This is a genomic window from Fructobacillus cardui (assembly GCF_963580785.1).
GTDB lineage: Bacteria > Bacillota > Bacilli > Lactobacillales > Lactobacillaceae > Fructobacillus > Fructobacillus cardui.
In genome coordinates this window covers 219,559-239,171 of sequence record NZ_CAUZLS010000002.1, presented here as the reverse complement: position 1 = coordinate 239,171, position 19,613 = coordinate 219,559, and the positions used below count along the sequence as shown (strand labels likewise).

Below are 19,613 nucleotides of genomic sequence, written 5' to 3'. Positions count from 1 at the left end.
GATCATGGAAAAGAGTTCTCGGGCTATCGACATTTACAACAGCAATACGGTATCCAGGTCTATTTCTGCCATGCCTATTCCCCTTGGGAACGAGCGACCAATGAATTATTTCATCGTAAGCTTCGTTATTTCTTCCCAAAGAAAAGTCATTTCAGGGACGTATCGGAGCAGCGATTATATGAGGCGGTTGAACTCATTAACAAGCGGCCCATGAAATTACATCATTATCAAACACCATTGGAAGTTTTTACGGATGCGTTCGAATTAAACTTGTAATCTGCCAATTCCATTCATTTACTTCCTTTCTAGGTTTAGCGTTTTCAAAATGCAATACTTACTTTTTTATGCGCAAGTATTCAACTAACTAAGTTGGTCCTTAGTCATGTCCTCCAATGTTGCCAAATCTGCTAACACATTCGACACAATACCCTGTGCCATGTTCATTGAGTGCAAAAGCTCCCGATGGCTTGGCTCTTGTCCCGGCATAGTCTGACCACTCAAGATAGTTTCAGCCTTGTGTAACTCATCCTGGTAATGACCAATAGAGTTTAGTACTACTTTGCTGTACTCATTGTTTCCCATGGCGTGCCTGCTCCTTTTTGTCTTGCCTTCCCAATTCATAGCCAACCTCTAGGGACAGCACTGCTATACATGTGACTGTGACCAGCGTTGTAAAGATATTCCAAATCTCCATGTCATCCCCTCCTAGTACCAGTTCTCAATCGCTTGGTCGATTTCTTCTCGATCGTACCGCTTGCCAAAGTCTGTGACCTTTGCATGCACTCGTCCAGTGTCGATGAGATGGCGCTTAAAAGTTCCCTGTGCCACGTTGCAATACTTGGCCGCCTGCTTCCAATTCATCCACCTAGGCCACTCTGTGACCGTCTGTACTGTTTGTTCCATTGTTATACCTCCTCTAGTAGCCAATCATTTAGCTTGTCGAATGTCTTTTCTTGAAGCGTTTCCGTCTTTCCGTTAATAACCTTAGATATTGTTACAGCAGTGACACCCGTTTTTTTCGCTAACTGCCCATAGTTCAGGCGCTCTCGTGCCTGCTTAATCGTTAAGGCGTCAACAAAGTTCTTCGTTAAAACTTTCATCCGCTCCTCCTTTTCCGAGAAACTCGGTTAATATGTCGTTTAGTATATAACCGAGTTTTTCGGTTGTCAATCTTTTTTTAAATTTTTTCCGAGATAGTCGGTAAAATAGAAAAAGTATGTTATTCTTTTTTTGTGAGGAATAACTATGCAAAATCGTTTAAAAGAATTAAGAAAAGAAAAAAAGCTCTCTCTAGTTTCTATCGAAAAGCAAACGGGGATTAAGCGCTCCACGTTTAGCGATTATGAAAATGGTAAAACAGAACCCAAACTAGCAACCTGGCAAAAACTCGCTGACTTTTTTGGTGTTGATATTGGATATTTACAAGGGTTTTCTTCAGTTCGAAGAATCCCTGATGGCGCTGTTAATAGAAGCGATGACGGTTCTGAGATACATATACGAACATTTGGACTAGAATTGCCAGAGGGCGTTTCAGCTATAGATATCCAAGAAGATGAAAACATTAACCGCTTAGCAAAAAAAGCTGAAAAAATAATTAGTGGGATTTATCCTGAGGAAAGCGGAAACACAATAAACGAAGAACTATCCAACTACTCACTTCGAGCGGAATATTCTAATGGCATGCTTTTAGCATCAAACGCTTTATTATCACTCTTAGAAGACCCGCTAACCCCAACGAAAGAGACAGTACTTTCAATGCTTCTTTCAATTTTTGGTTCTATAGAATACATGAACGACTATGATGATCTAAATCTAAAAAATATGATAAAAGAACTTGATAGGATAAAAAAAGAATACTCTAATAAGGGAAACTACTCTGATAACAAAATCCCTTGGAAATAAAAAAAGCCCGCTATGGGGCTTGTAGGCTTTAATAACTATTTTCAACCCGTAGGCACACCTACGTCTTTAAAAAACTACTGATATGAAAGCAACAAAATAAAAAAGCCTACTATGAGGCTCACAAGTTCAAATAAAGGGAGATTATTAGACTTATGCAAAAAAATAAACGCTTGCTAATTGAAACACTGGTATTTGCCATACTAACTGTATACGCTGGATATGCGGGTGGTTTTGTACCGGAATTTGGCTTTACAGTATCTAAACATGAAATATCAACCAGTGGATCAGTGTCCTTCTTGTTTGCCATTCTTACCGTGATTAGTCTTATACGCTATTTATATTCTAAATTTAAAAAATGAGACAAGTGTAGGCACACCTACGCCTGTAAATTGCCACTAATGGGGATGAAATAGAAACAAACAAGCCCACGATGGGTCTTACACACAAATCTATAACGCATATTAAACGGAGAGAAGAAATATGAAACACGCACCAAAGAATAAAAGCAAAAAAATGTTAATCGCCACTGCTTTAGTCGTTATCATTGGAGGAACTGGCCTTTATTTTATTGGCAATGCCAACAATAACAAACATAAAGAGGATAGCGATAGTTCGTTAAGCGTCTCCTTTATCAGTCATGTTTCAAGCTCGACAAGTAACTTCGGTGGCTCTAATCAACTAAGTAGCTCACAATCAAATAGTTCCGCACAGCTAACCAAGGGGCAGGAGTCCAAGCAATCAACACAAAAGAGTAGCAATCAGTCATCTAGCCTGCCTACTATCACCAACCAAGATTTAACTTATTACAACGGTCAAACAAAAGTAACGCTGCCAACGACCAACGGTAGCATCGCGCCAAACCAAAATTATACGGATGGCGTCACATTTTGGAGGGCAACTTTAACAATCAACGGGAAAAAGGAAAATGTAGTGGCATCATATGAACGTCAAGGCTACTTCGCTATATTTACAAAAGAGCCAACTAACAAACCTCAAGGCTTTACCTATAACGGGGCTGATTACCAAAACCATATTGGCGATAAAGACCTTGATCCATTAGCTTCCTCAAGTCAAACAGTACACTATAATTAATTATATAATCCAAACAATTAGCGCCCTGGTTGCCGTATGGTTGACCAAGGCGCTTTTTATTATGGGGATGTTTTCACGATGAACGAATCGTGCACCGTATCATTTACTACAAAATACTACATTCAATCACTGCGCCTCTTTCAAAAAAGGGTGCAAACTCTAAACAACGGCAAACGCCTATATAAAGCTATTTATCACTGCACCCTCTTTGGACTTTTTCGATAAAATGCAAGGGTTTATAGGAAGTAGCAACTAGTGCAAAAATTGCACACACCAGAGCCCTGTTTTGGGGATGAGGTTTGTGACTTTTTAGGTGTGACTTTTTGTGACCTTGTGACCTTTTCGGGTGCACCCTTTTTGCTTTTGTGTGCACCCCTTTGCGCCTTATTCATAGCCCTATACTGAAAAATGCTAGGAATTGCTAGGATTATTTGGGTTTAAAATGCTAACATTTGCTAACATTTTTAAGACCTAAAAACCTAACAAAACATAACATTTTATATCCTTCAAATACTAGTAATTACTAGGAACAATTCCCACAATAAGGGCGCTTAAACCAAGTCTTAAAGCCTGTAACTATGTAACTTTTTGGGTGTAACCTTTTGTAACTTTTTTATGTAACCTTTTGCAACCATCCCCCAAAAAGGTTGCAACACTTTCTGCAACGTTGCAACGCTTTTAACGGCCTTTATTCACTGATCTGGATGGCTATATATTGGCCTTCATATACTACAAAACACTGCAATTACATGCTAAGAAATGCTAAGGTTCACACTGGAAAATGCTGGAATAAATGTTAATAATTGTTAAGGTTAAATGTTGGAAAATGTTGACATTTGTTGACATTAAATGATGGTATTTGTTGGTATAAAATGCTTGCTTTTGCTTACATAAATGCTAGGATTTTATCTTAGGGTTTCTTAGGGCGCGCAACCTTCAAACAAGAGAGATTGATGTTAAGTTTTGTTAAGTTTTAATATCGGCATAATTGCCTAACTCCTGCTTGATCATCGCCATAGGTTTTCATAGGTTATGAAGCCAGGTTTTAATAACAAGTTTTAACAGGTTTTTATGTTGGGTTTTGTTAGGTTTTTAAGGCAGGTTTTAGCAAGTTTTCATGTCAAGTTTTGACAAGTTCTAGATGTTGGCATTTGTTGGCATAATTAAGCACAAAAATAGCCCTACTCGATTGAATAAGGCTTTTTCTTTTGGGGTGTGTTTACAAGCACACCCTGCCTTTTTATGTGGTGATGATCTCACAACCGCACCTAGATGTGATGTTGTAAAGTGGTAACAGTTTCTATTTTCGCCAATCATGGTGAATATGCTTTCGCAACTTCTTGAGAAAATTCCCCACTAGTGGAGAAAATAAACGGTCTAAGTTCAACTTAGGGCGTCACTTTGCGTTACCCGCTTACTTCATACCCGACGTTTTGTCGGTCTAGGTTTAATCCAGGGCGTGAGCTGCACCTACTTTATGTCGGTACAGGTTGACCCTTCTTGCTACCTGACTCGGTAAATCACAGTAGCAGGCCTAAGGTCGTGAAACGCGACCCCAGCTTATTTTTCGCCACTGATGGCGAAGGAGTCGGTAATAAACAGACCCCTTAAGTGCTCAAAACAAAAGGACTATCCAAAACGGACACCCCTTTAATTACTGTTTGCATGATGCCCCAAATCAGGGCGTCTTTTTTATTTACAGCACTTCTGGATGAAGGCTGTCATAACGTTTCGTTCTGTCGGGTCTAAAAACCCGGCGAGAATAGGCTCATTTATTTTTAAAAATGCTTAATATAGCGCTTTCCGGGGATGTCCCCCCCCCACCCTTAAAATTTTAAAAATCAGACTTTGACACAAGATGACAGTATGTGTGTGCTCTCTTCGTCAGGCAAGCAGGGGCGGGGTATCTAACGTTTTAATTCATTTTACGTCTAACTATACTAACGACAAATAAAAACGCTCAAATCGCCTTATATGGACTATTTATAAATAGAGCCCAATACTTAACACTAATTAAAGTCTCTAATTCTCTCTGGCTGGTATATCGACTTGGCCAATCTGTTCAGTTCGTTGTTGACCTCTTGGATTACAGCAGTAGGCGCTACAATGTTGTAACACTCGCCAAATGGCTTACGGTGCTTATAATGGTCGTGCTCCATCTTGATAATTTCAGGGGACAGCGTGGCGGTATATTCATCAAACACCCTTCGTACTTCTATCCAAAAGTTATAGTTTTCTTCCGCATAGCGACTGCTAAAACTTCCACCTTCTGCCTGCTTCCGGTATTCAAGCCCTTTTAAAGCCCAATCAGCATATCCAGTGAAGTAGTGACCGATTATTTGCCTTTGCTTCATGTCATCCCCCATAAGTGCTTTTAAGGCAATTATACAGGATATACACATAGACCTGACACACTCATTCGGTGCACCAGCGTGCTTGCAAACACGGTTGTTAATAGGTGTGTGCTTGTAACCACACAGCAAATATAAAGTAACGTTGACTATGTACATTGTCCACTACTGGACAACTTAACCCAAATGGGGATGGTTCACTTTCCGCCACAACTGGCAGACGTTTTAGCGTTGAGTTGGCTAAAAGCTAAAGTACCAAATTAGTACCGCAGATATAGGTGTTATACTCCGATTCGGTATTTTTGTGCTAAAAATGTGTTATTTTGCAAAATAAAAGACGGCACAAAGGCCGTCCTCAATAGCATCCCCGCTATAAAAAAATGTGTTAAAAATGTGTTATTTTGCTTGCAATCTATAGCAATTCATAGCAACCCTAAAAAACAAAAAGAGGTCAAGACTGGGCTTTTTGACCCCTCTTGACTTCTCTTGAAATGTCTCAAGGAGCTAGCGGGATTTGAACCCGCACACCGCCATAAGACGGCTCGACGGATTTCGAGTCCGCTGCAGTACCGGATTGTGCCATAGCTCCAAAATAATAGTGACATGAAGATTGGTCCATGCCACTATGATTATTTGTTTGTTTCAGATAGTGCTAAAACGCTTACTTACGACGCTTAGCAGCCTTTTCACGCTCAGCAGTGTTCAAGATAGCCTTACGGATACGAACGTTTTCTGGCGTTACTTCAACGTATTCGTCATCGTTCAAGAATTCCATTGATGCTTCCAAGTTCATCTCACGTGGAGTCTTGATTGAAGCAGTTTGGTCCTTGTTTGATGAACGAACGTTTGACTGTGGCTTCATCTTTGTAACGTTAACAGAGATGTCGTTGTCACGAGCGTTCATACCAACAACCATTCCTTCATAGACGTCGACACCGGCGCCAACAAACATTTGGCCACGATCTTCAACACCCATGATGGCGTAGTTCGTTGTTTGTCCTTGGTTGATTGAAACCAAGGCACCGTTACGACGGCCTGGTTCCCAATTCTTAACCATTGGACGGTATTCAGCAAATGTGTGGTTATAGATACCATAACCGTGAGTTGCTGTCATAAATTCAGTGGCGTAACCAATCAAACCACGTGAAGGAGCCATATAAGTCAAACGAGTTTGACCGTTTCCGACAGCTTCCATGTTTTGCATTTCACCCTTACGTTGGTTCAATGAGTCGATAACAGTTGATGAATATTCATCTGGTGTATCGATTTGGATTGATTCGTAAGGTTCTGTGGTTTGACCATCTTCCTCACGGAAGATAACTTGTGGACGTGAAGCTTGCAATTCGAATCCTTCACGACGCATGTTTTCAATCAAGATTGAAAGGTGCAATTCACCACGTCCTGAGACCAACCAAGCACCAGCTTGGTCAGTGTCTTCAACACGCAAAGAAACATCAGTGTGCAATTCGCGCAACAAACGATCTTCGATTTGGCGAGCAGTCACGAACTTTCCTTCACGACCAGCAAAGGGGCTATCGTTTTGACGGAAAGTCATTTGCAACGTTGGTTCATCGATACGAAGCAATGGCAATTCATCGTGGTGGGCTGGGTCAACAACTGTTTCACCAACCGAGATGTCTTCCATACCAGAAACGGCAATCAAATCACCGGCCTTGGCTTCTTGGATTTCAACTTGGTCCAAAGCAATGAAACCAGAAAGCTTTGTAACACGGAAGTTTTGTGATGAGCCATCAAGCTTCAAAACATCAACGTTGTCACCAACCTTGATTGTTCCACGCTTAACACGGCCGATACCAATACGACCAACGAAGTCGTTATAGTCCAACATGGCAACTTGGAACTGCAATGGTTCGTCTGAGTTGTCAATAGGAGCAGGAATTGTTTCGAAAACCGTCTTAAAGATTGGTTCCATCGTGTGTTCTTGCTTTGAAACATCTGGATCAAATGATGATGTTCCATTCATAGCTGAAGCAAAGATAACTGGGAAGTCCAAATCATCTTCATCAGCACCCAATTCGATGAACAAGTCCAAAACTTCATCAACGACTTCTTCTGGTCGGGCACCAGGACGGTCAACCTTGTTGACAATCACGATTGGCGTCAAGTGTTGTTCAAAGGCCTTCTTCAAAACGAAACGAGTCTGAGGCATAGTACCTTCAAAGGCATCAACGACGAGCAAAACCCCGTCAACCATTCCCATGATTCGTTCAACTTCTCCACCGAAATCGGCGTGACCAGGGGTATCCAAGATGTTGATCTGCTTGTCGCCAACGCGAACGGCAGTGTTCTTAGACAAGATCGTGATTCCACGTTCTTTTTCAATATCGTTGGTATCCATCACACGGTCACCCAAAGATTCTTCCTTACGGGCGTCCAATGTGTCAGACTGTTTTAACAGTTCGTTGACCAACGTCGTCTTTCCGTGATCGACGTGGGCAATAATAGCGATATTACGAATATCTTCGCGAAGATTTGCCAATTTTATGTGCTCCTTTGTCTTTGCTACTCACAAGAAAGACTAGGGCTTCTCTCCCTAGTCTTTCACTATCTTGACTGACTCGCGATACGTCTTGGTTGTAGCGATTAATACTGTGTTTGATGATAGCATATTTAGCGGACTTCCGTCAAGTGGTTTGACCACGTAACCGAGCGTTTCAGAAAGGACACGACCCGCCGCTAAATCCCATGGGGACAGCTTTGAGAAATAGCCCGTGGCCTGTTGTAAGAAGAGGCGGCTAAAGGAGATTCCGGCCGAGCCCAGAACCCGGTAGGCTAATGCCGCAGACGCCAAAGCCAGATAAGGTCTTTCCCCTTTTAGCAAGCGGCGACCGGACACAACCAAAATCGACTCCGCCAGACCCAAATCCGGTACTTGCGTCAGTTTTTGGTCATTTAAAAAGGCACCAATTGCTGGGCCACCATGGAAGACCTGGCTTGTCATTACTTTGGCAACCCAGCCCAGTGTTGGCTTACCATCAATATAGAGGGCTACCATAATGGCAAAATCAGTTTTTTCATAAACAAAGTTCAGGGTGCCATCAATCGGGTCGATAAACCAGACGTGACCAGTCATCGTTTCAGGGCGATGTAAGTCCCCCTCTTCAGCAATGAATTGGGCAGCAGGGTCGATTGCTTGAATATGGTCAATCAGCCAAGCCTGGTTACTGCTATCAAGGTTAGTAACGATGTTGCGAAAGTCGCCCTCTTTTTGACCAACATGCAAATCTTGGTTCTTGGTTTTTCGAGCTTCACGGCCTAATTCGGCTAACCACCGCCGTACCGTTTGGTCCACCTGAGTTAATTGATCATTCGTCCACTCAGTCATTGACTAAAACCCGCTGGACAGGATTTTCTGTCAATTTCATCGTCTGATAAATCGACCGGCCAGTCTGTTGCTCAAAATCACGGTCAAAGGCCTTCTGTTCAGACTTTGATGGGATAACGGTCAAAAACCGCCGGTAAGTCGTCAAGAGGTATTCGCGGTCGCAACCGCCCTCATAAACCTGCAAAACGGCATCAATCAAATTTGAAACCGCAATAATATCGTCTTGATTCCAATTACCGTCAATTGGAAGCTGGTATTGCTCTGCCATAGACAATCCTTTCAAATGCACAATGAACATATCACCTCTATTCTAACAAGCTTTCACTCCCCTTTCCAGAAAAGCCGACTGATTTAAAAGGCAAATCACCGCACCAATCCACGAAAAAATCAGAAAAGTCAAAGAGCAAAAGCCAGTTGCCAACCGATTTCTGCTATACTAAAAGTTGATAAATTGTAAGTAGGAGTTAACCAGCATGACAATTCGTTTCACCATGGATAAAATCACGCGAGACGGTGATCCCGTTTTACGTGACCAGGCTCAGGAAGTTCCCTTCCCACTCAGCCCGGAACACCAACAACTCGCCAAGGATATGATGACTTACTTAGAGGTCTCACAAGACGAGGAAAAAAATGAAAAATATGGTCTACGTCCCGGCGTCGGCCTGGCTGCCCCACAGGTTGGGGAATCTTTGCAGATGACGGCCATCTTGATTCCATCTGCTGACCCAGCCGAAGATGCGGAAGACAAACCATTCTTCAAGGGCGTTGTCTTTAACCCCGTCATCGTGTCTGAAACAGTTGGACGGGCCGCATTGGAAACTGGCGAAGGTTGCCTTTCGGTAGACGAAGACGTTCCTGGCTTTGTCCCTCGGTCAAAGAAGATTACCGTTCGCTACCAAGACGAATCTGGTCAGACACTGACAAAGACGCTGCGCAACTACCCGGCCATCGTTTTCCAACATGAAATTGACCACCTGCACGGTAAGTTGTACTACGACCATATCGACCGCCAGGACCCGTGGCATGTAGACGATTCAACTAAGTACCTTTAAAAATACTGATAAACTATAAAAAGCCGACTCAGCTGAGTCGGCTTTTTGATTGAACAGATGGAGACTAAAGACATCTTAACTGATTTTAAATTGTCTTACTTATCGAAGATTGACTTCTTCTTAGCAACCTTAACACCTGAAGCGGTCGCAAAGGCCTCTAAGGCCGCCTTTTGGTCCTTGTTAAGTTTTGTTGGGACAACAACGTTGACAATGACAAATTGGTCACCATAGCCGTTGTTATGCAAGCGAGCAGCTCCTTTACCGCCTAAGCGGAAGCGCCGACCATTTTGCGTCCCTGCTGGAATCTTCAACTTCACTTCACCGTGAACCGTTTTAACTGGGATTTCAGCCCCCATGGCCGCCGTAATAAAGTCAATATCTTGCTGAAGGTAGATATCAGCACCATCACGCTCAAAGCCATCCTTTGAAGCCGCAACGGAGAAGACCACGTACAAGTCACCCTGTGGACCACCATTAATACCGTCTTCACCTTGGCCAGACAAACGCATCTGCTGACCACTTTCAACGCCGGCAGGCACCTTCACCTTGACCTCGTGCTGTGAACGGTCGGCCTGTGAACGCGTATACTTAACGTTCTTTTCAGTTCCAAAAATGGCTTCCTCAAAGGTCAAATGCATCCTGTACTGGAGGTCACGACCCTTACGTGGTGCATTGGGATCCTGGAATCCGCCACCAAACATCTGAGAGAAGATATCGCCCAAATCAGAAAAGTCGCCGAAACCGCCCTGAGCACCACCGAAGCCTCCTTGACCCCCAAAGCCTCCTTGGGCACCTGCAGCACCAAATTGGTCATACTGCTGGCGCTTTTGTGGGTCACCAAGCGTTTCAAAGGCTTCCTGAACTTCCTTATACTTGTCCTCAGCCCCTGGTTCATGGTTCAAATCGGGGTGGTACTTCTTTGAAAGTTTGCGATATGCTTTTTTAATTTCATCTTGACTGGCTGTCTTAGAAACCCCAAGACGGTCGTAAAATTCAGTGTTATTCACAAGCGGACTCCTTTGATTCAAATATGTACGGACCGAGCCGCAGCTGGTCCATTTTATCAGTTTTTACTGGCAAAGAAAAGATTACTTCTTGTCGTCTGGGTTAACTTCTTCGAAGTCACCATCAACAGTGTTGTCATCCTTCTTAGCACCTTCGGCACCACCCTGTGCTTCTTGGGCTTGTTGTGCTTGCTGGTACAACTTTGTTGCCAATTCAGTAGCTACCTTTTGCAAGTCGTCTGTCTTGGCCTTCAAATCAGTCAAGTCAGCGTCTTCGGCAGCAGCATCTTCCTTAGCCTTCTTCAAAGCATCCAAGGCATCTTGTGTTGGCTTCTTGTCGTCATCTGACAACTTGTCGCCAACTTCTTCCAACGTCTTTTCAGTCTGGAAAATCAATTGGTCGGCGTTATTACGCGTTTCAACTGCTTCCTTCTTCTTGTTGTCGGCTTCTTCGTTTGCCTTGGCGTCGTTCATCATCTTTTCGATTTCTTCGTCAGACAAACCACCGGCAGCTTGGATAGTAATCTTTTGTTCCTTTTGCGTTCCCAAATCCTTAGCAGAAACGTTCACGATACCGTTACGGTCGATATCAAACGTCACTTCGATTTGTGGGACACCACGCTTTGCGGCAGGAATGTCAGACAATTGGAACCGACCCAAAGTCTTGTTATCAGCGGCCATTGAACGTTCACCTTGCAAAACGTGAATATCAACAGCTGGCTGGTTGTCTTCTGCAGTTGAGAAGACTTGCGACTTTGAAGTTGGAATGGTCGTGTTACGATCAATCAACTTCGTGAAGACGCCGCCCATGGTTTCAATACCAAGTGACAAAGGCGTAACATCCAACAAAACAACGTCCTTAACATCCCCAGTAATCACACCACCTTGAACAGCAGCACCCAAGGCAACGGCTTCATCAGGATTGATTGAGTGGTTTGGTTCCTTACCAGTCATCTTCTTCACTGATTCTTGGACAGCAGGGATACGAGTTGAACCACCATTCAAGATTACTTCATCAATGTCATTAAATGACAAGCCAGCATCCTTCAAGGCGTTCATTACGGGTGCTTCGGCCTTCTTAACCAAATCAGCTGTCAATTCGTTGAACTTTGCTCGAGTCAAAGAAGTTTGCAAGTGCAAAGGTCCTTGGTCGCCAGAAGCGATAAATGGCAAATCGATTTGTGCTTCAGTTGCTGAAGACAAAGTCTTCTTAGCACTTTCAGCGGCATCCTTCAAACGTTGCAAAGCCAACTTATCTTGCTTCAAGTCGATGCCGTTTTCCTTCTTGAATTCATCAGCCAAGTAGTCGATAATCTTAGCATCGAAGTCATCACCGCCAAGGTGTGTGTCACCATTTGTTGACAAAACTTCAAAGACACCATCACCTAATTCAAGGACAGAAACATCAAATGTTCCTCCACCAAGGTCATAAACCAAAATCTTTTCATCCTTGTCCAACTTGTCCATTCCATAAGCCAAAGCAGCAGCCGTTGGTTCGTTGATGATTCGTTCGACTTCCAAACCGGCAATCTTACCGGCATCCTTGGTAGCTTGACGTTGAGCATCGTTAAAGTATGCAGGAACCGTGATAACGGCCTTGTCTACCTTTTCACCCAAGTAGTCTTCTGCATAGCCCTTGATGTACTGCAAAACCATGGCTGAGATTTCTTGTGGTGTGTAATCTTTACCATCAACGGTTACCTTGTAACCTGCTTCACCCATGTGAGACTTGATTGATGAAATCGTGTCTGGGTTTGTGATTGCTTGACGCTTAGCAACGTCACCAACCTGGGTCTCCCCATTCTTAAATGACACAACTGAAGGTGTCGTACGACCACCATCAGGGTTTGTAATAATCTTTGGCTTACCACCTTCCAAAACGGCAACAGCTGAGTTAGTAGTTCCTAAATCAATTCCGATAATCTTTGACATAGTATATCGACCCTTCCTATTTTTTAAATCATATTCTTAAGCTTTTTAAGGTGTGGTGCCAAAGGGCTGAGTCACCAAATATTTGCTATTTCGCAAATGTTATTTTGCCACTGCGACCATCGCTGGACGAATGACGCGATCTTGAAGGACATAACCCTTTTGCAAGACCGTCGCCACTTGATCGGCCTTAATTTTGCCTTCTGCCGGCACAGATTGAACACCTTGCATGGTATTTGGATCAAAGGCATCACCAACTTGGCCGACTTCTTGAATACCATTGGTTGTCAACGCCTGCTTCAAAGTCTTCAACGTGATTTCAACACCCTTATGAATTTGAGCCACCTTGTCGTCATCCCCCACTTCAACTGCAAGGGCGCGTTCCAAGTTATCAACCACCGGTAAAATGGCTTCGGCTAATTTCTGGCCATCATACTTGCGAATATTTTGAATCTCACGAGCATTACGGCTTTGGATGTTTTGAATTTCAGCCTGAGCACGAAGTAATTCATCATCCTTCTTCTCAAGCGCTGCTTGCAAATCAGCTATTGGATCCACTGCTGGCTCCTCTATTGATTCTGCTTGCGTTTCTTCTGATTTGTCTTTTGCTTCTTCTTGAGTTTGGTCCGCATCAGCAAATTCCTTTGCCTCTGTTTCTTCCTCAATATCAGCTTGCTTCAAATCTTTTTCATCTTCAGACTTCGCCACGGGCGTTCCTCCTTTTGGTTAAACATATTCGAATAATTTTGTATCTAGTGCTTTGGCAAAGGTTGATAGCAACCTAGCAATCTTGGCATATGGCATCCGAATGGGACCCACTAATGCGATCACACCGCCATCATCACCACCGACCGAAAACGGTGCAGCAAGAATGGCGTAATCCTGCAAAAGCGGCGTTGGTAACTCCTGACCCAAGCGAATCATCACCGACTGTTTTTGTGTCACAGCCAATTGGCGAACCGCCTCAGGCGAGTCAAACAATTCCAAGACTGACCGTGCTTCCTTCAGGTTTAAGTAAGCGTCGTCAGCCACTTCTAAGAGGTTGAGGCGGCCACCAATGTGGACCTGTTCTTCAACCGACCGAGCCAAGACCTCCCCAAAGAGCTGCAGGAAAGCTGCCGGGCTTTCAACATTGCGTGAAAGCGTGACGGGCAACTCTTCTGAGTTCATCAGTGAAAGGACTTCTTGAACCGGTCTGCCAACCATCTGTGCATTGATATAGGCCACCATGTCCGTTAAGGACGAGACGGTCATTTCCTTTGGCAGACGGAAAGTTTGCGAAGTTACTTTGCCATCAGACGTTGCTAAGACAGCCAAAACCTGTTGCCGTTCCAGCTGAATCAGTTGGAAAGACGAGATTTTTAGGTTAACGGCTTTTGGCTTCAACACCAAGGCCGTTAATCCCGTCATGTCTGCCAATTGCCGGGCTGTTTGGCCAAGCAAATCATCCAATTCATGGAAGTTACCACGAATTTGTTGGGCAATCAGCGCAACATCTTGGTCAGAAACCTGGTCAGCCACCATTAAATGGTCAAGGTAGTAGCGGTAACCAGTTTTTGAAGGAATTCGACCAGCGGAGGTATGGAGCTTTTTAATCAGCTCAGCTTCCTCCAAGAAACTCATCTCATTGCGAATCGTTGCCGGTGAAAATTCCAAATTCAACTGATCATGTAAGGTCTTTGACCCGACCGCTCGGGCAGTCTGGGTATATTCATAAATAATCGCCGCCAAAATTAATTGCTGTCGATCAGTTAGCATCAACCCAAACCCCCTTTAATTTTGTTTAGCACTCAAAACTCTTAACTGCTAACAACTATATTATACAAAAGATTCAGAAAAATGCAAACTATTTTTAGCACTCTTTATAAACGAGTGCTAATTTTATGAAAAAATACCCATCTATCAACCTTAATAGCGATTATGTCATGGCAAAGAAAAAAGCAGATTAAAATTAATCTACTTTTTCTTGAAAGTATTCACGTGTTTTTTGTTGGTCAATCAGCAACTGGTCAACCAAGGCTTCTGCGGAATCAAACTTCACTTCATTGCGCAACTTCGCATACCACTGGACTTTCACCGGTTCCCCATAAACTTCATCGGCGAAATCAAAAAGGTTAATTTCAACTGTCACCGGTCGGTTCGCTTCAAAAGTCACATTGCGACCAATCGAGGCCATGCCATCGACCCAGCGGCCATCAACATAGGCGCTCACAGCGTAAACACCGATACCAGGCAGGAACTCAACTTCCGGCGTCCAAATATTAATCGTTGGGAAACCCAACGTCCGGCCCCGAGCATCCCCATGGACAATCAGACCGGTGGTCTCGTGAACGCGACCAAGGCTCTCTGTTACGGCAGCCAAGTTACCAGCGGCTAGGTCTTGACGGATCTGCCTTGAAGCCACCTTGACAGCTGATTTACCAAGGGCCTTCTTAGCAACCGTCAGGACATCAAAGCGACCAGCAGCATATTCAGGCAGGTGAGCCATGTCAGCTTGGTACTCCTTCTTGCCGTAACGGTGGTCAAAGCCCGCAACAACGGTATGAACCTGGAGAGGCAAAAGAATTTCCTTAATAAATTCTTCCGGATGCAAGGCCGAAAGGTGTGACGTCAATTGAAGGCAGTACACCCGATCAACGCCCAGCTTCCCTAGCAGCTGAACCTTCTGGTCCAGGGGTGTTAAATCATGCCAGGGTTGAGGCAGCTTTTTAAATACTAGGCCCGGGTAAGGGTTATAAGTCAAAACGGCCAGCGGCAATCCATTTTCGTGCGCCACCCGCGCCGCTTCCTGGATTACCTTCTGATGGCCCAAATGGACCCCGTCAAAAAAGCCCATTGCCAGCACTTGCTTACTAGTCAATTGGGGCAATTCTTTTAATGGATAATGCAAAGATATTAATTCAGTCATGGGCATATTATAGCAGAGTTTTTACTCATTCAATCACTTAGCTTGTTTCAATTTTGGGCAAAGAAATACCGCGACCGCCAGAGATCCTGGTCGGCATCAAAGGCGTAGACTGCCAGCAACCGGTCTCGGTCATACACTTGGTAGTAACCGGCATCATTTTGTGGCCAGGTACTAACTGGAATCTTTTGCCCGTTCTTGACCGCAAAGACCTCATCTTGGGTTAAGACCTTCTTTGGCCAAGCCAACACGGACTCAATGGAATGCACGTGCGTTAAGATTTTGGGATAGTCCATCGTCAACAAGTCATCGAGTGGGACGGCTTGATCGATTGTAAAACCAGAGCCAGCTATTCGCTTCAAAGCCGTCATCGTCGCGGGTAGCCCTAATTTTTGGCCAAGATCGTAAGCCAGAGTCCGAATATAAGTTCCCTTGGAAACTTGGGCCAAGAAGTCCATTTGCTGGTAAGGTTGACCTTCAACCCAGGTTAATGGGCTGGTCTGGTCGAAACGATAAATAGTCGCCTCTCGCTTGGGGAGTTCAACCTCTTCCCCCGCTCGCGCATATTCATAGAGGCGCTTGCCGTTGACCTTAACGGCCGAATAGATTGGTGGAATCTGGATAATGTCACCGGTCAAATCAGCTCGAGCTGCGTCGAGCTGCTCCTGGTCAATGGCTGCTCTCAAAGGCTGTTCTTCAACAACCGCCCCATCAGCATCCTGACTTTCCGTTGCATAACCAAAGGTCACCGTCCCCGTGTAGGTTTTTGGCCGACTTTGCAAAAGGTCAATTAACTTAGTCGCCTTCCCCAAGGCGACAACCAAAACGCCCTCCACGTTTGGATCGAGCGTCCCTGCGTGGCCAATCTTCTTCTGTCCGGTTACCCGCCGTAGTCGCGCAACCACGCCAAATGAAGTCATTTCCTTAGGCTTATTTACGACCAGCAGGCCGGATAGTTCGGGGTGCTTTTTTGTTGCCATCATTGGCCTCCATCTGTGCAATTAAAAAAACCGACCAAAGTGCGAAATGATTTCAGCCCCAAAATTTGTCCAAATTTCAGGGTTGATAGTCAAAAGCGTCTTTTTGGTCGGTTCTTATTTTACCGATTTGCACGGGCCTTTTCAATGTAGTCCCGCAATTTTGCAAAGCCGATTTCTAATTGATCTTGAGCGGTTGCATAAGAAATGCGGATATAAGCGTTCGCCTCTTTAAAGTGGGAGAAAGCTGCCCCAGGAATGACTGCAACCTTGCCCTCTTCTGCTAATTTCTCAGCAAAAGTCCAGCCATCCGTGCCAAAATCAGCCGGAATCTTGGCAAAGAGGTAAAAGGCCCCTTCGGGATCAACAACGTCAAAGCCAAGGTCTTCTAAGGCCTGCTTAGCAAAGTCTCGTCGATCTTGGTAGCTTTCCTTCATGTAGTCCAGCTCTGCTCGCGTCATCTGCAAGGCCGTCTCTGCCCCGTCTTCGATAAAGGTTGGGACGGAGTAAGTCAAAGAGCCGTGAACCTTTTGAATGTACTGCATCACACTTGCTGGGCCCAAGATAAAGCCAAGGCGGTAACCCGTCATGGCATGAGACTTTGAAAGACCATTAACAACCAATGTCTGTTCTGGCAACAACTTGCCAATTGAATAGTGGTCATGGGCATAAGTCAATTCGGAATAAATTTCATCTGAGATGACCCAAATTTGGTGTTTCTTAAAGCAAGCAGCCAGTTCTTCCAACTCCTCCTTTGAGTAAGTCACCCCTGTTGGGTTATTTGGATAGTTCAAGAGAATGGCGCGAACCGGTACCGTTGCTTGGGCCAAAGCTTCGTCAACGAGTGCCGGGGTCAACTTAAATTTATTCTTCGCCGTATCGATTGGCACCGCAACGCCATCGGCCAAGCTCAGTGAAGCAAAGTAAGAACCATAAGCAGGCTCTGGGATCAAAAGTCCCTCACCCTTCGCAATCAAGGTCTTAAAGATTGACTGCATAGCTTCCGTCACACCAACGGTCACGACAACGTTATCAATACTTGGATAATCAAGGTCGTAACGGTCCTTCATATAACCCAAAATGGCCTTACGGACGCCCGGCTCTCCCTGGGAATTTCCATAATGAGAGCGGTTGTTGTTAATGGCAGCAATCGTCGCCTCCTTGACAACGGCTGGCGTATCAAAGCCCGGCTCCCCAAAGGTCAAAAAGGTTAAGTCCTCAATTCCTGAAACTTGTCGTTGGAAGCCCAACAACTTGTCGGGGGCGATTGAAACAACCGCCTGGTTAACTGGTAAAAGTGGTTCTGTCATTTTCCTGGTTCCTTTCGTCTTGCTGGTGAAAGCAGCCATTCTCATGGCATCCATCGCACAATCCAGTCTACACGAAAATGAACTTTTTTAAAAGGATTTATGGCATTTTTATGAGATTTGCCCTCATTTATTTTTTATCTTTTGCAAATCAGCGCAAAAAAAGAACCCGCTCAATGACATGTCCCAATTTAGGGGGGCATATCGCAAATGGATTCCTTTTGTTGTACGTCGTCATGGTCGCTGTAGCCACCCATGGCAAGGCTGATTTTTTAATGAAAGCCAAGAACTAGTCAGCCAAGGCTGTCATATCTTCTGACAGTGCCTCAGCAGTCTCTTGGGCTGCACGTTGTTCGTCTACGTATGTTTTCAAGCGCTTCAGACCTTCTTGCAATTGTGCCATATCGGCTGCATAAGAAATCCTGATAAACTTCTTTGCTTCATCAAAGAAGGAGAAGCCGGCCCCGGGAATCACCGACACCTTGGCCTGCTGAGCCAAGGCTGTGGCAAATGCCCAGCCATCTTCGCCTAAATCAGCTGGTAACTTGGCAAAGAGGTAAAAGGCCCCCTTTGGCGAAACCAGTTCAAAGCCCAAGTCTGCCAAAAACTTCTTAGCATAATCACGCCTCTTTTGGTACTCAACCCTCATAAAGGCTAAGTCTTCCTTTGGAATCTTCAAAGCAGCGACTGCCCCATCTTGGATAAAGGTTGGCACCGCAAAGACCAAGGGACCATGCACCTTTTGAATTTGCTGGATCAATGCGGTTGGTCCAAGGATAAAGCCGAGGCGGTAGCCCGTCATGGCGTGCGACTTTGACAAACCGTTGACCACCACCGTTTGGTCAGGCAAGAGCTTACCCATTGAATAGTGGTTGCCCTCATAAGTCAATTCAGAATAAATTTCGTCTGAAATCACCCAAAGGTCATGACGCTTAAAGGTCTCTGCTAATTCTTCAAGCTCTTCCTTCGTGTAAGTAACACCAGTTGGGTTATTGGGATAGTTAAAGAGAATGGCATGCACGTCTTCTGTCGTTTCGGCTATCGTCTCGTCAATCAAGGCGGGCGTCAGCTTATAAGCTGTCTTGCCCGTATCAATTGGAACAGCCGTGCCTCCAGCCAAACTCAAAGCTGAGAAATAAGAACCATAGGCTGGGTCTGGGATTAAGAGGCCCTGACCAGGTGCGAGCAAGGTCTTAAAAATTGATTGCATTGCTTCTGTGACCCCAACAGTTACAATAACGTTATCAATACTTGGATACTGAAGGTCATAACGGTCGGCCATATAGTCTAAGATGGCTGAGCGGAGCTTTGGTTCTCCTTGAGAGTCACCATAGTGGGACCGATCTTCCTCGATTGCTTGAATCGTCGCTTTTTTCACCGGCGCGGGCGTCGCAAAACCAGGTTCTCCAAAGGTCAATGAAACCAGCCCTTCAATGTTGGCAACGGAGTGTTGGAAGTCTAATAGCTTGTCAGGTGTCAAGCTGACAACTGCACTGTTTAATGGTTTTGACATGATGAAATCCTTTCGACTGATTCGGTCTGTAAGTGGACCAACAACGGCCCTTCTTCTTAGTTTCTTAGTCTACACAAAGTGTTTGGCTTTTCATAGGTGATAAACATGAAACTATTGTAAGTTATCATGATTTTTAATCACTTTACTACCATCAATCATAACAAAATGGGATAAAAGGAAAATAAAAGCGACGCTATTCGATTGCAATCAACATTGTGGCGGTGCCTGGATGCCT

The 19,613-nt window shown here is 44.5% G+C and carries 19 protein-coding genes and 1 tRNA gene; 4 read left to right on the top strand and 16 right to left on the bottom strand.

The window, feature by feature from the left end; all coding sequences use genetic code 11:
• On the top strand, positions 1-276 hold a 276-nt coding region (locus AABI20_RS03290; protein WP_338346766.1), incomplete at its 5' end, for an IS30 family transposase.
• Between the two features lie 84 nt (positions 277-360).
• Here the strand turns inward: AABI20_RS03290 and AABI20_RS03285 are convergent.
• The 3 genes from AABI20_RS03285 to AABI20_RS03275 all read right to left on the bottom strand — a co-directional run bounded on the left by AABI20_RS03285 (position 361) and on the right by AABI20_RS03275 (position 1,100).
• On the bottom strand, positions 361-582 hold the full coding sequence (locus AABI20_RS03285) for a hypothetical protein (RefSeq protein WP_338346763.1): 222 nt from the start codon (positions 580-582) through the stop codon (positions 361-363).
• A 123-nt stretch (positions 583-705) separates the two neighbouring features.
• On the bottom strand, positions 706-903 hold the full coding sequence (locus AABI20_RS03280; RefSeq protein WP_338346761.1) for a hypothetical protein: 198 nt from the start codon (positions 901-903) through the stop codon (positions 706-708).
• A gap of 2 nt (positions 904-905) precedes the next feature.
• Positions 906-1,100, bottom strand: coding sequence for a helix-turn-helix domain-containing protein (locus tag AABI20_RS03275; RefSeq protein WP_338346760.1), 195 nt, complete (start codon positions 1,098-1,100; stop codon positions 906-908).
• Between the two features lie 145 nt (positions 1,101-1,245).
• Here AABI20_RS03275 and AABI20_RS03270 point away from each other — a divergent pair, with 145 nt between their 5' ends.
• Entirely contained in the window at positions 1,246-1,902 is a 657-nt protein-coding gene (locus AABI20_RS03270) for a helix-turn-helix domain-containing protein (protein ID WP_338346759.1), read from the top strand.
• 480 nt (positions 1,903-2,382) lie between these two features.
• Positions 2,383-2,994 carry a hypothetical protein gene (locus AABI20_RS03265; RefSeq protein ID WP_338346756.1) on the top strand — a complete coding sequence of 204 codons (612 nt, stop codon included), beginning with the start codon at positions 2,383-2,385 and terminating at the stop codon, positions 2,992-2,994.
• A 2,009-nt stretch (positions 2,995-5,003) separates the two neighbouring features.
• Here AABI20_RS03265 and AABI20_RS03260 read toward each other — a convergent pair.
• The 5 genes from AABI20_RS03260 to AABI20_RS03240 form a co-directional block, all read right to left on the bottom strand.
• Positions 5,004-5,348, bottom strand: a complete 345-nt coding sequence (locus tag AABI20_RS03260; RefSeq protein WP_338346754.1) for a hypothetical protein — start codon at positions 5,346-5,348, stop codon at positions 5,004-5,006.
• A 496-nt stretch (positions 5,349-5,844) separates the two neighbouring features.
• Positions 5,845-5,934 (bottom strand) — tRNA-Ser (locus AABI20_RS03255).
• A gap of 72 nt (positions 5,935-6,006) precedes the next feature.
• Positions 6,007-7,845 carry a translational GTPase TypA gene (gene typA / locus AABI20_RS03250; RefSeq protein WP_168778422.1) on the bottom strand — a complete coding sequence of 613 codons (1,839 nt, stop codon included), beginning with the start codon at positions 7,843-7,845 and terminating at the stop codon, positions 6,007-6,009.
• Positions 7,846-7,899: 54 nt separating this feature from the next.
• Entirely contained in the window at positions 7,900-8,691 is a 792-nt protein-coding gene (locus AABI20_RS03245; protein WP_288846291.1) for an inositol monophosphatase family protein, read from the bottom strand.
• Positions 8,684-8,959, bottom strand: a complete 276-nt coding sequence (locus AABI20_RS03240) for a UPF0223 family protein (RefSeq protein WP_288846292.1) — start codon at positions 8,957-8,959, stop codon at positions 8,684-8,686. Before AABI20_RS03240 ends, AABI20_RS03245 begins: the two co-directional genes overlap by 8 nt.
• 205 nt (positions 8,960-9,164) lie before the next feature.
• Between AABI20_RS03240 and def the strand changes: the two genes are divergently transcribed.
• Positions 9,165-9,743 (top strand): peptide deformylase, encoded by a 579-nt coding sequence (gene def / locus AABI20_RS03235; protein WP_248661226.1) that lies wholly within the window; start codon positions 9,165-9,167, stop codon positions 9,741-9,743.
• A gap of 95 nt (positions 9,744-9,838) precedes the next feature.
• Here the strand turns inward: def and AABI20_RS03230 are convergent, their stop codons facing one another.
• From AABI20_RS03230 to AABI20_RS03195, 8 genes are all read right to left on the bottom strand, one after another.
• Positions 9,839-10,750, bottom strand: coding sequence for a DnaJ C-terminal domain-containing protein (locus tag AABI20_RS03230; protein WP_338345431.1), 912 nt, complete (start codon positions 10,748-10,750; stop codon positions 9,839-9,841).
• Between the two features lie 81 nt (positions 10,751-10,831).
• Positions 10,832-12,679: a molecular chaperone DnaK gene (dnaK, locus tag AABI20_RS03225; RefSeq protein WP_338345430.1), complete on the bottom strand. Its 1,848-nt coding sequence runs from the start codon at positions 12,677-12,679 to the stop codon at positions 10,832-10,834.
• A 99-nt stretch (positions 12,680-12,778) separates the two neighbouring features.
• The gene (gene grpE, locus AABI20_RS03220; RefSeq protein WP_338345429.1) at positions 12,779-13,384 is read right to left on the bottom strand and encodes a nucleotide exchange factor GrpE; all 606 of its coding nucleotides are present in this window, start codon (positions 13,382-13,384) and stop codon (positions 12,779-12,781) included.
• Between the two features lie 18 nt (positions 13,385-13,402).
• On the bottom strand, positions 13,403-14,434 hold the full coding sequence (hrcA, locus tag AABI20_RS03215; RefSeq protein WP_338346752.1) for a heat-inducible transcriptional repressor HrcA: 1,032 nt from the start codon (positions 14,432-14,434) through the stop codon (positions 13,403-13,405).
• Between the two features lie 193 nt (positions 14,435-14,627).
• On the bottom strand, positions 14,628-15,584 hold the full coding sequence (ribF, locus tag AABI20_RS03210; RefSeq protein WP_288846301.1) for a riboflavin biosynthesis protein RibF: 957 nt from the start codon (positions 15,582-15,584) through the stop codon (positions 14,628-14,630).
• 47 nt (positions 15,585-15,631) lie between these two features.
• Positions 15,632-16,561 carry a tRNA pseudouridine(55) synthase TruB gene (gene truB / locus AABI20_RS03205; protein WP_421825116.1) on the bottom strand — a complete coding sequence of 310 codons (930 nt, stop codon included), beginning with the start codon at positions 16,559-16,561 and terminating at the stop codon, positions 15,632-15,634.
• Positions 16,562-16,680: 119 nt separating this feature from the next.
• A complete protein-coding gene (locus AABI20_RS03200) occupies positions 16,681-17,868 on the bottom strand; it encodes an aminotransferase class I/II-fold pyridoxal phosphate-dependent enzyme (protein ID WP_338346748.1) in 1,188 nt (395 codons plus the stop codon).
• Positions 17,869-18,154: 286 nt separating this feature from the next.
• A complete protein-coding gene (locus AABI20_RS03195) occupies positions 18,155-19,378 on the bottom strand; it encodes an aminotransferase class I/II-fold pyridoxal phosphate-dependent enzyme (protein ID WP_338346747.1) in 1,224 nt (407 codons plus the stop codon).
• Positions 19,379-19,613: the final 235 nt, after the last annotated feature.

Coding starts and splice junctions, on each gene's coding strand:
- AABI20_RS03285 (WP_338346763.1), bottom strand. CDS start 582: ATGGGAAACAATGAGTACAGCAAAGTAGTACTAAACTCTATTGGTCAT.
- AABI20_RS03280 (WP_338346761.1), bottom strand. CDS start 903: ATGGAACAAACAGTACAGACGGTCACAGAGTGGCCTAGGTGGATGAAT.
- AABI20_RS03275 (WP_338346760.1), bottom strand. CDS start 1,100: ATGAAAGTTTTAACGAAGAACTTTGTTGACGCCTTAACGATTAAGCAG.
- AABI20_RS03270 (WP_338346759.1), top strand. CDS start 1,246: ATGCAAAATCGTTTAAAAGAATTAAGAAAAGAAAAAAAGCTCTCTCTA.
- AABI20_RS03265 (WP_338346756.1), top strand. CDS start 2,383: ATGAAACACGCACCAAAGAATAAAAGCAAAAAAATGTTAATCGCCACT.
- AABI20_RS03260 (WP_338346754.1), bottom strand. CDS start 5,348: ATGAAGCAAAGGCAAATAATCGGTCACTACTTCACTGGATATGCTGAT.
- AABI20_RS03245 (WP_288846291.1), bottom strand. CDS start 8,691: ATGACTGAGTGGACGAATGATCAATTAACTCAGGTGGACCAAACGGTA.
- AABI20_RS03240 (WP_288846292.1), bottom strand. CDS start 8,959: ATGGCAGAGCAATACCAGCTTCCAATTGACGGTAATTGGAATCAAGAC.
- def (WP_248661226.1), top strand. CDS start 9,165: ATGACAATTCGTTTCACCATGGATAAAATCACGCGAGACGGTGATCCC.
- dnaK (WP_338345430.1), bottom strand. CDS start 12,679: ATGTCAAAGATTATCGGAATTGATTTAGGAACTACTAACTCAGCTGTT.
- hrcA (WP_338346752.1), bottom strand. CDS start 14,434: ATGCTAACTGATCGACAGCAATTAATTTTGGCGGCGATTATTTATGAA.
- ribF (WP_288846301.1), bottom strand. CDS start 15,584: ATGACTGAATTAATATCTTTGCATTATCCATTAAAAGAATTGCCCCAA.
- truB (WP_421825116.1), bottom strand. CDS start 16,561: ATGGCAACAAAAAAGCACCCCGAACTATCCGGCCTGCTGGTCGTAAAT.
- AABI20_RS03200 (WP_338346748.1), bottom strand. CDS start 17,868: ATGACAGAACCACTTTTACCAGTTAACCAGGCGGTTGTTTCAATCGCC.
- AABI20_RS03195 (WP_338346747.1), bottom strand. CDS start 19,378: ATGTCAAAACCATTAAACAGTGCAGTTGTCAGCTTGACACCTGACAAG.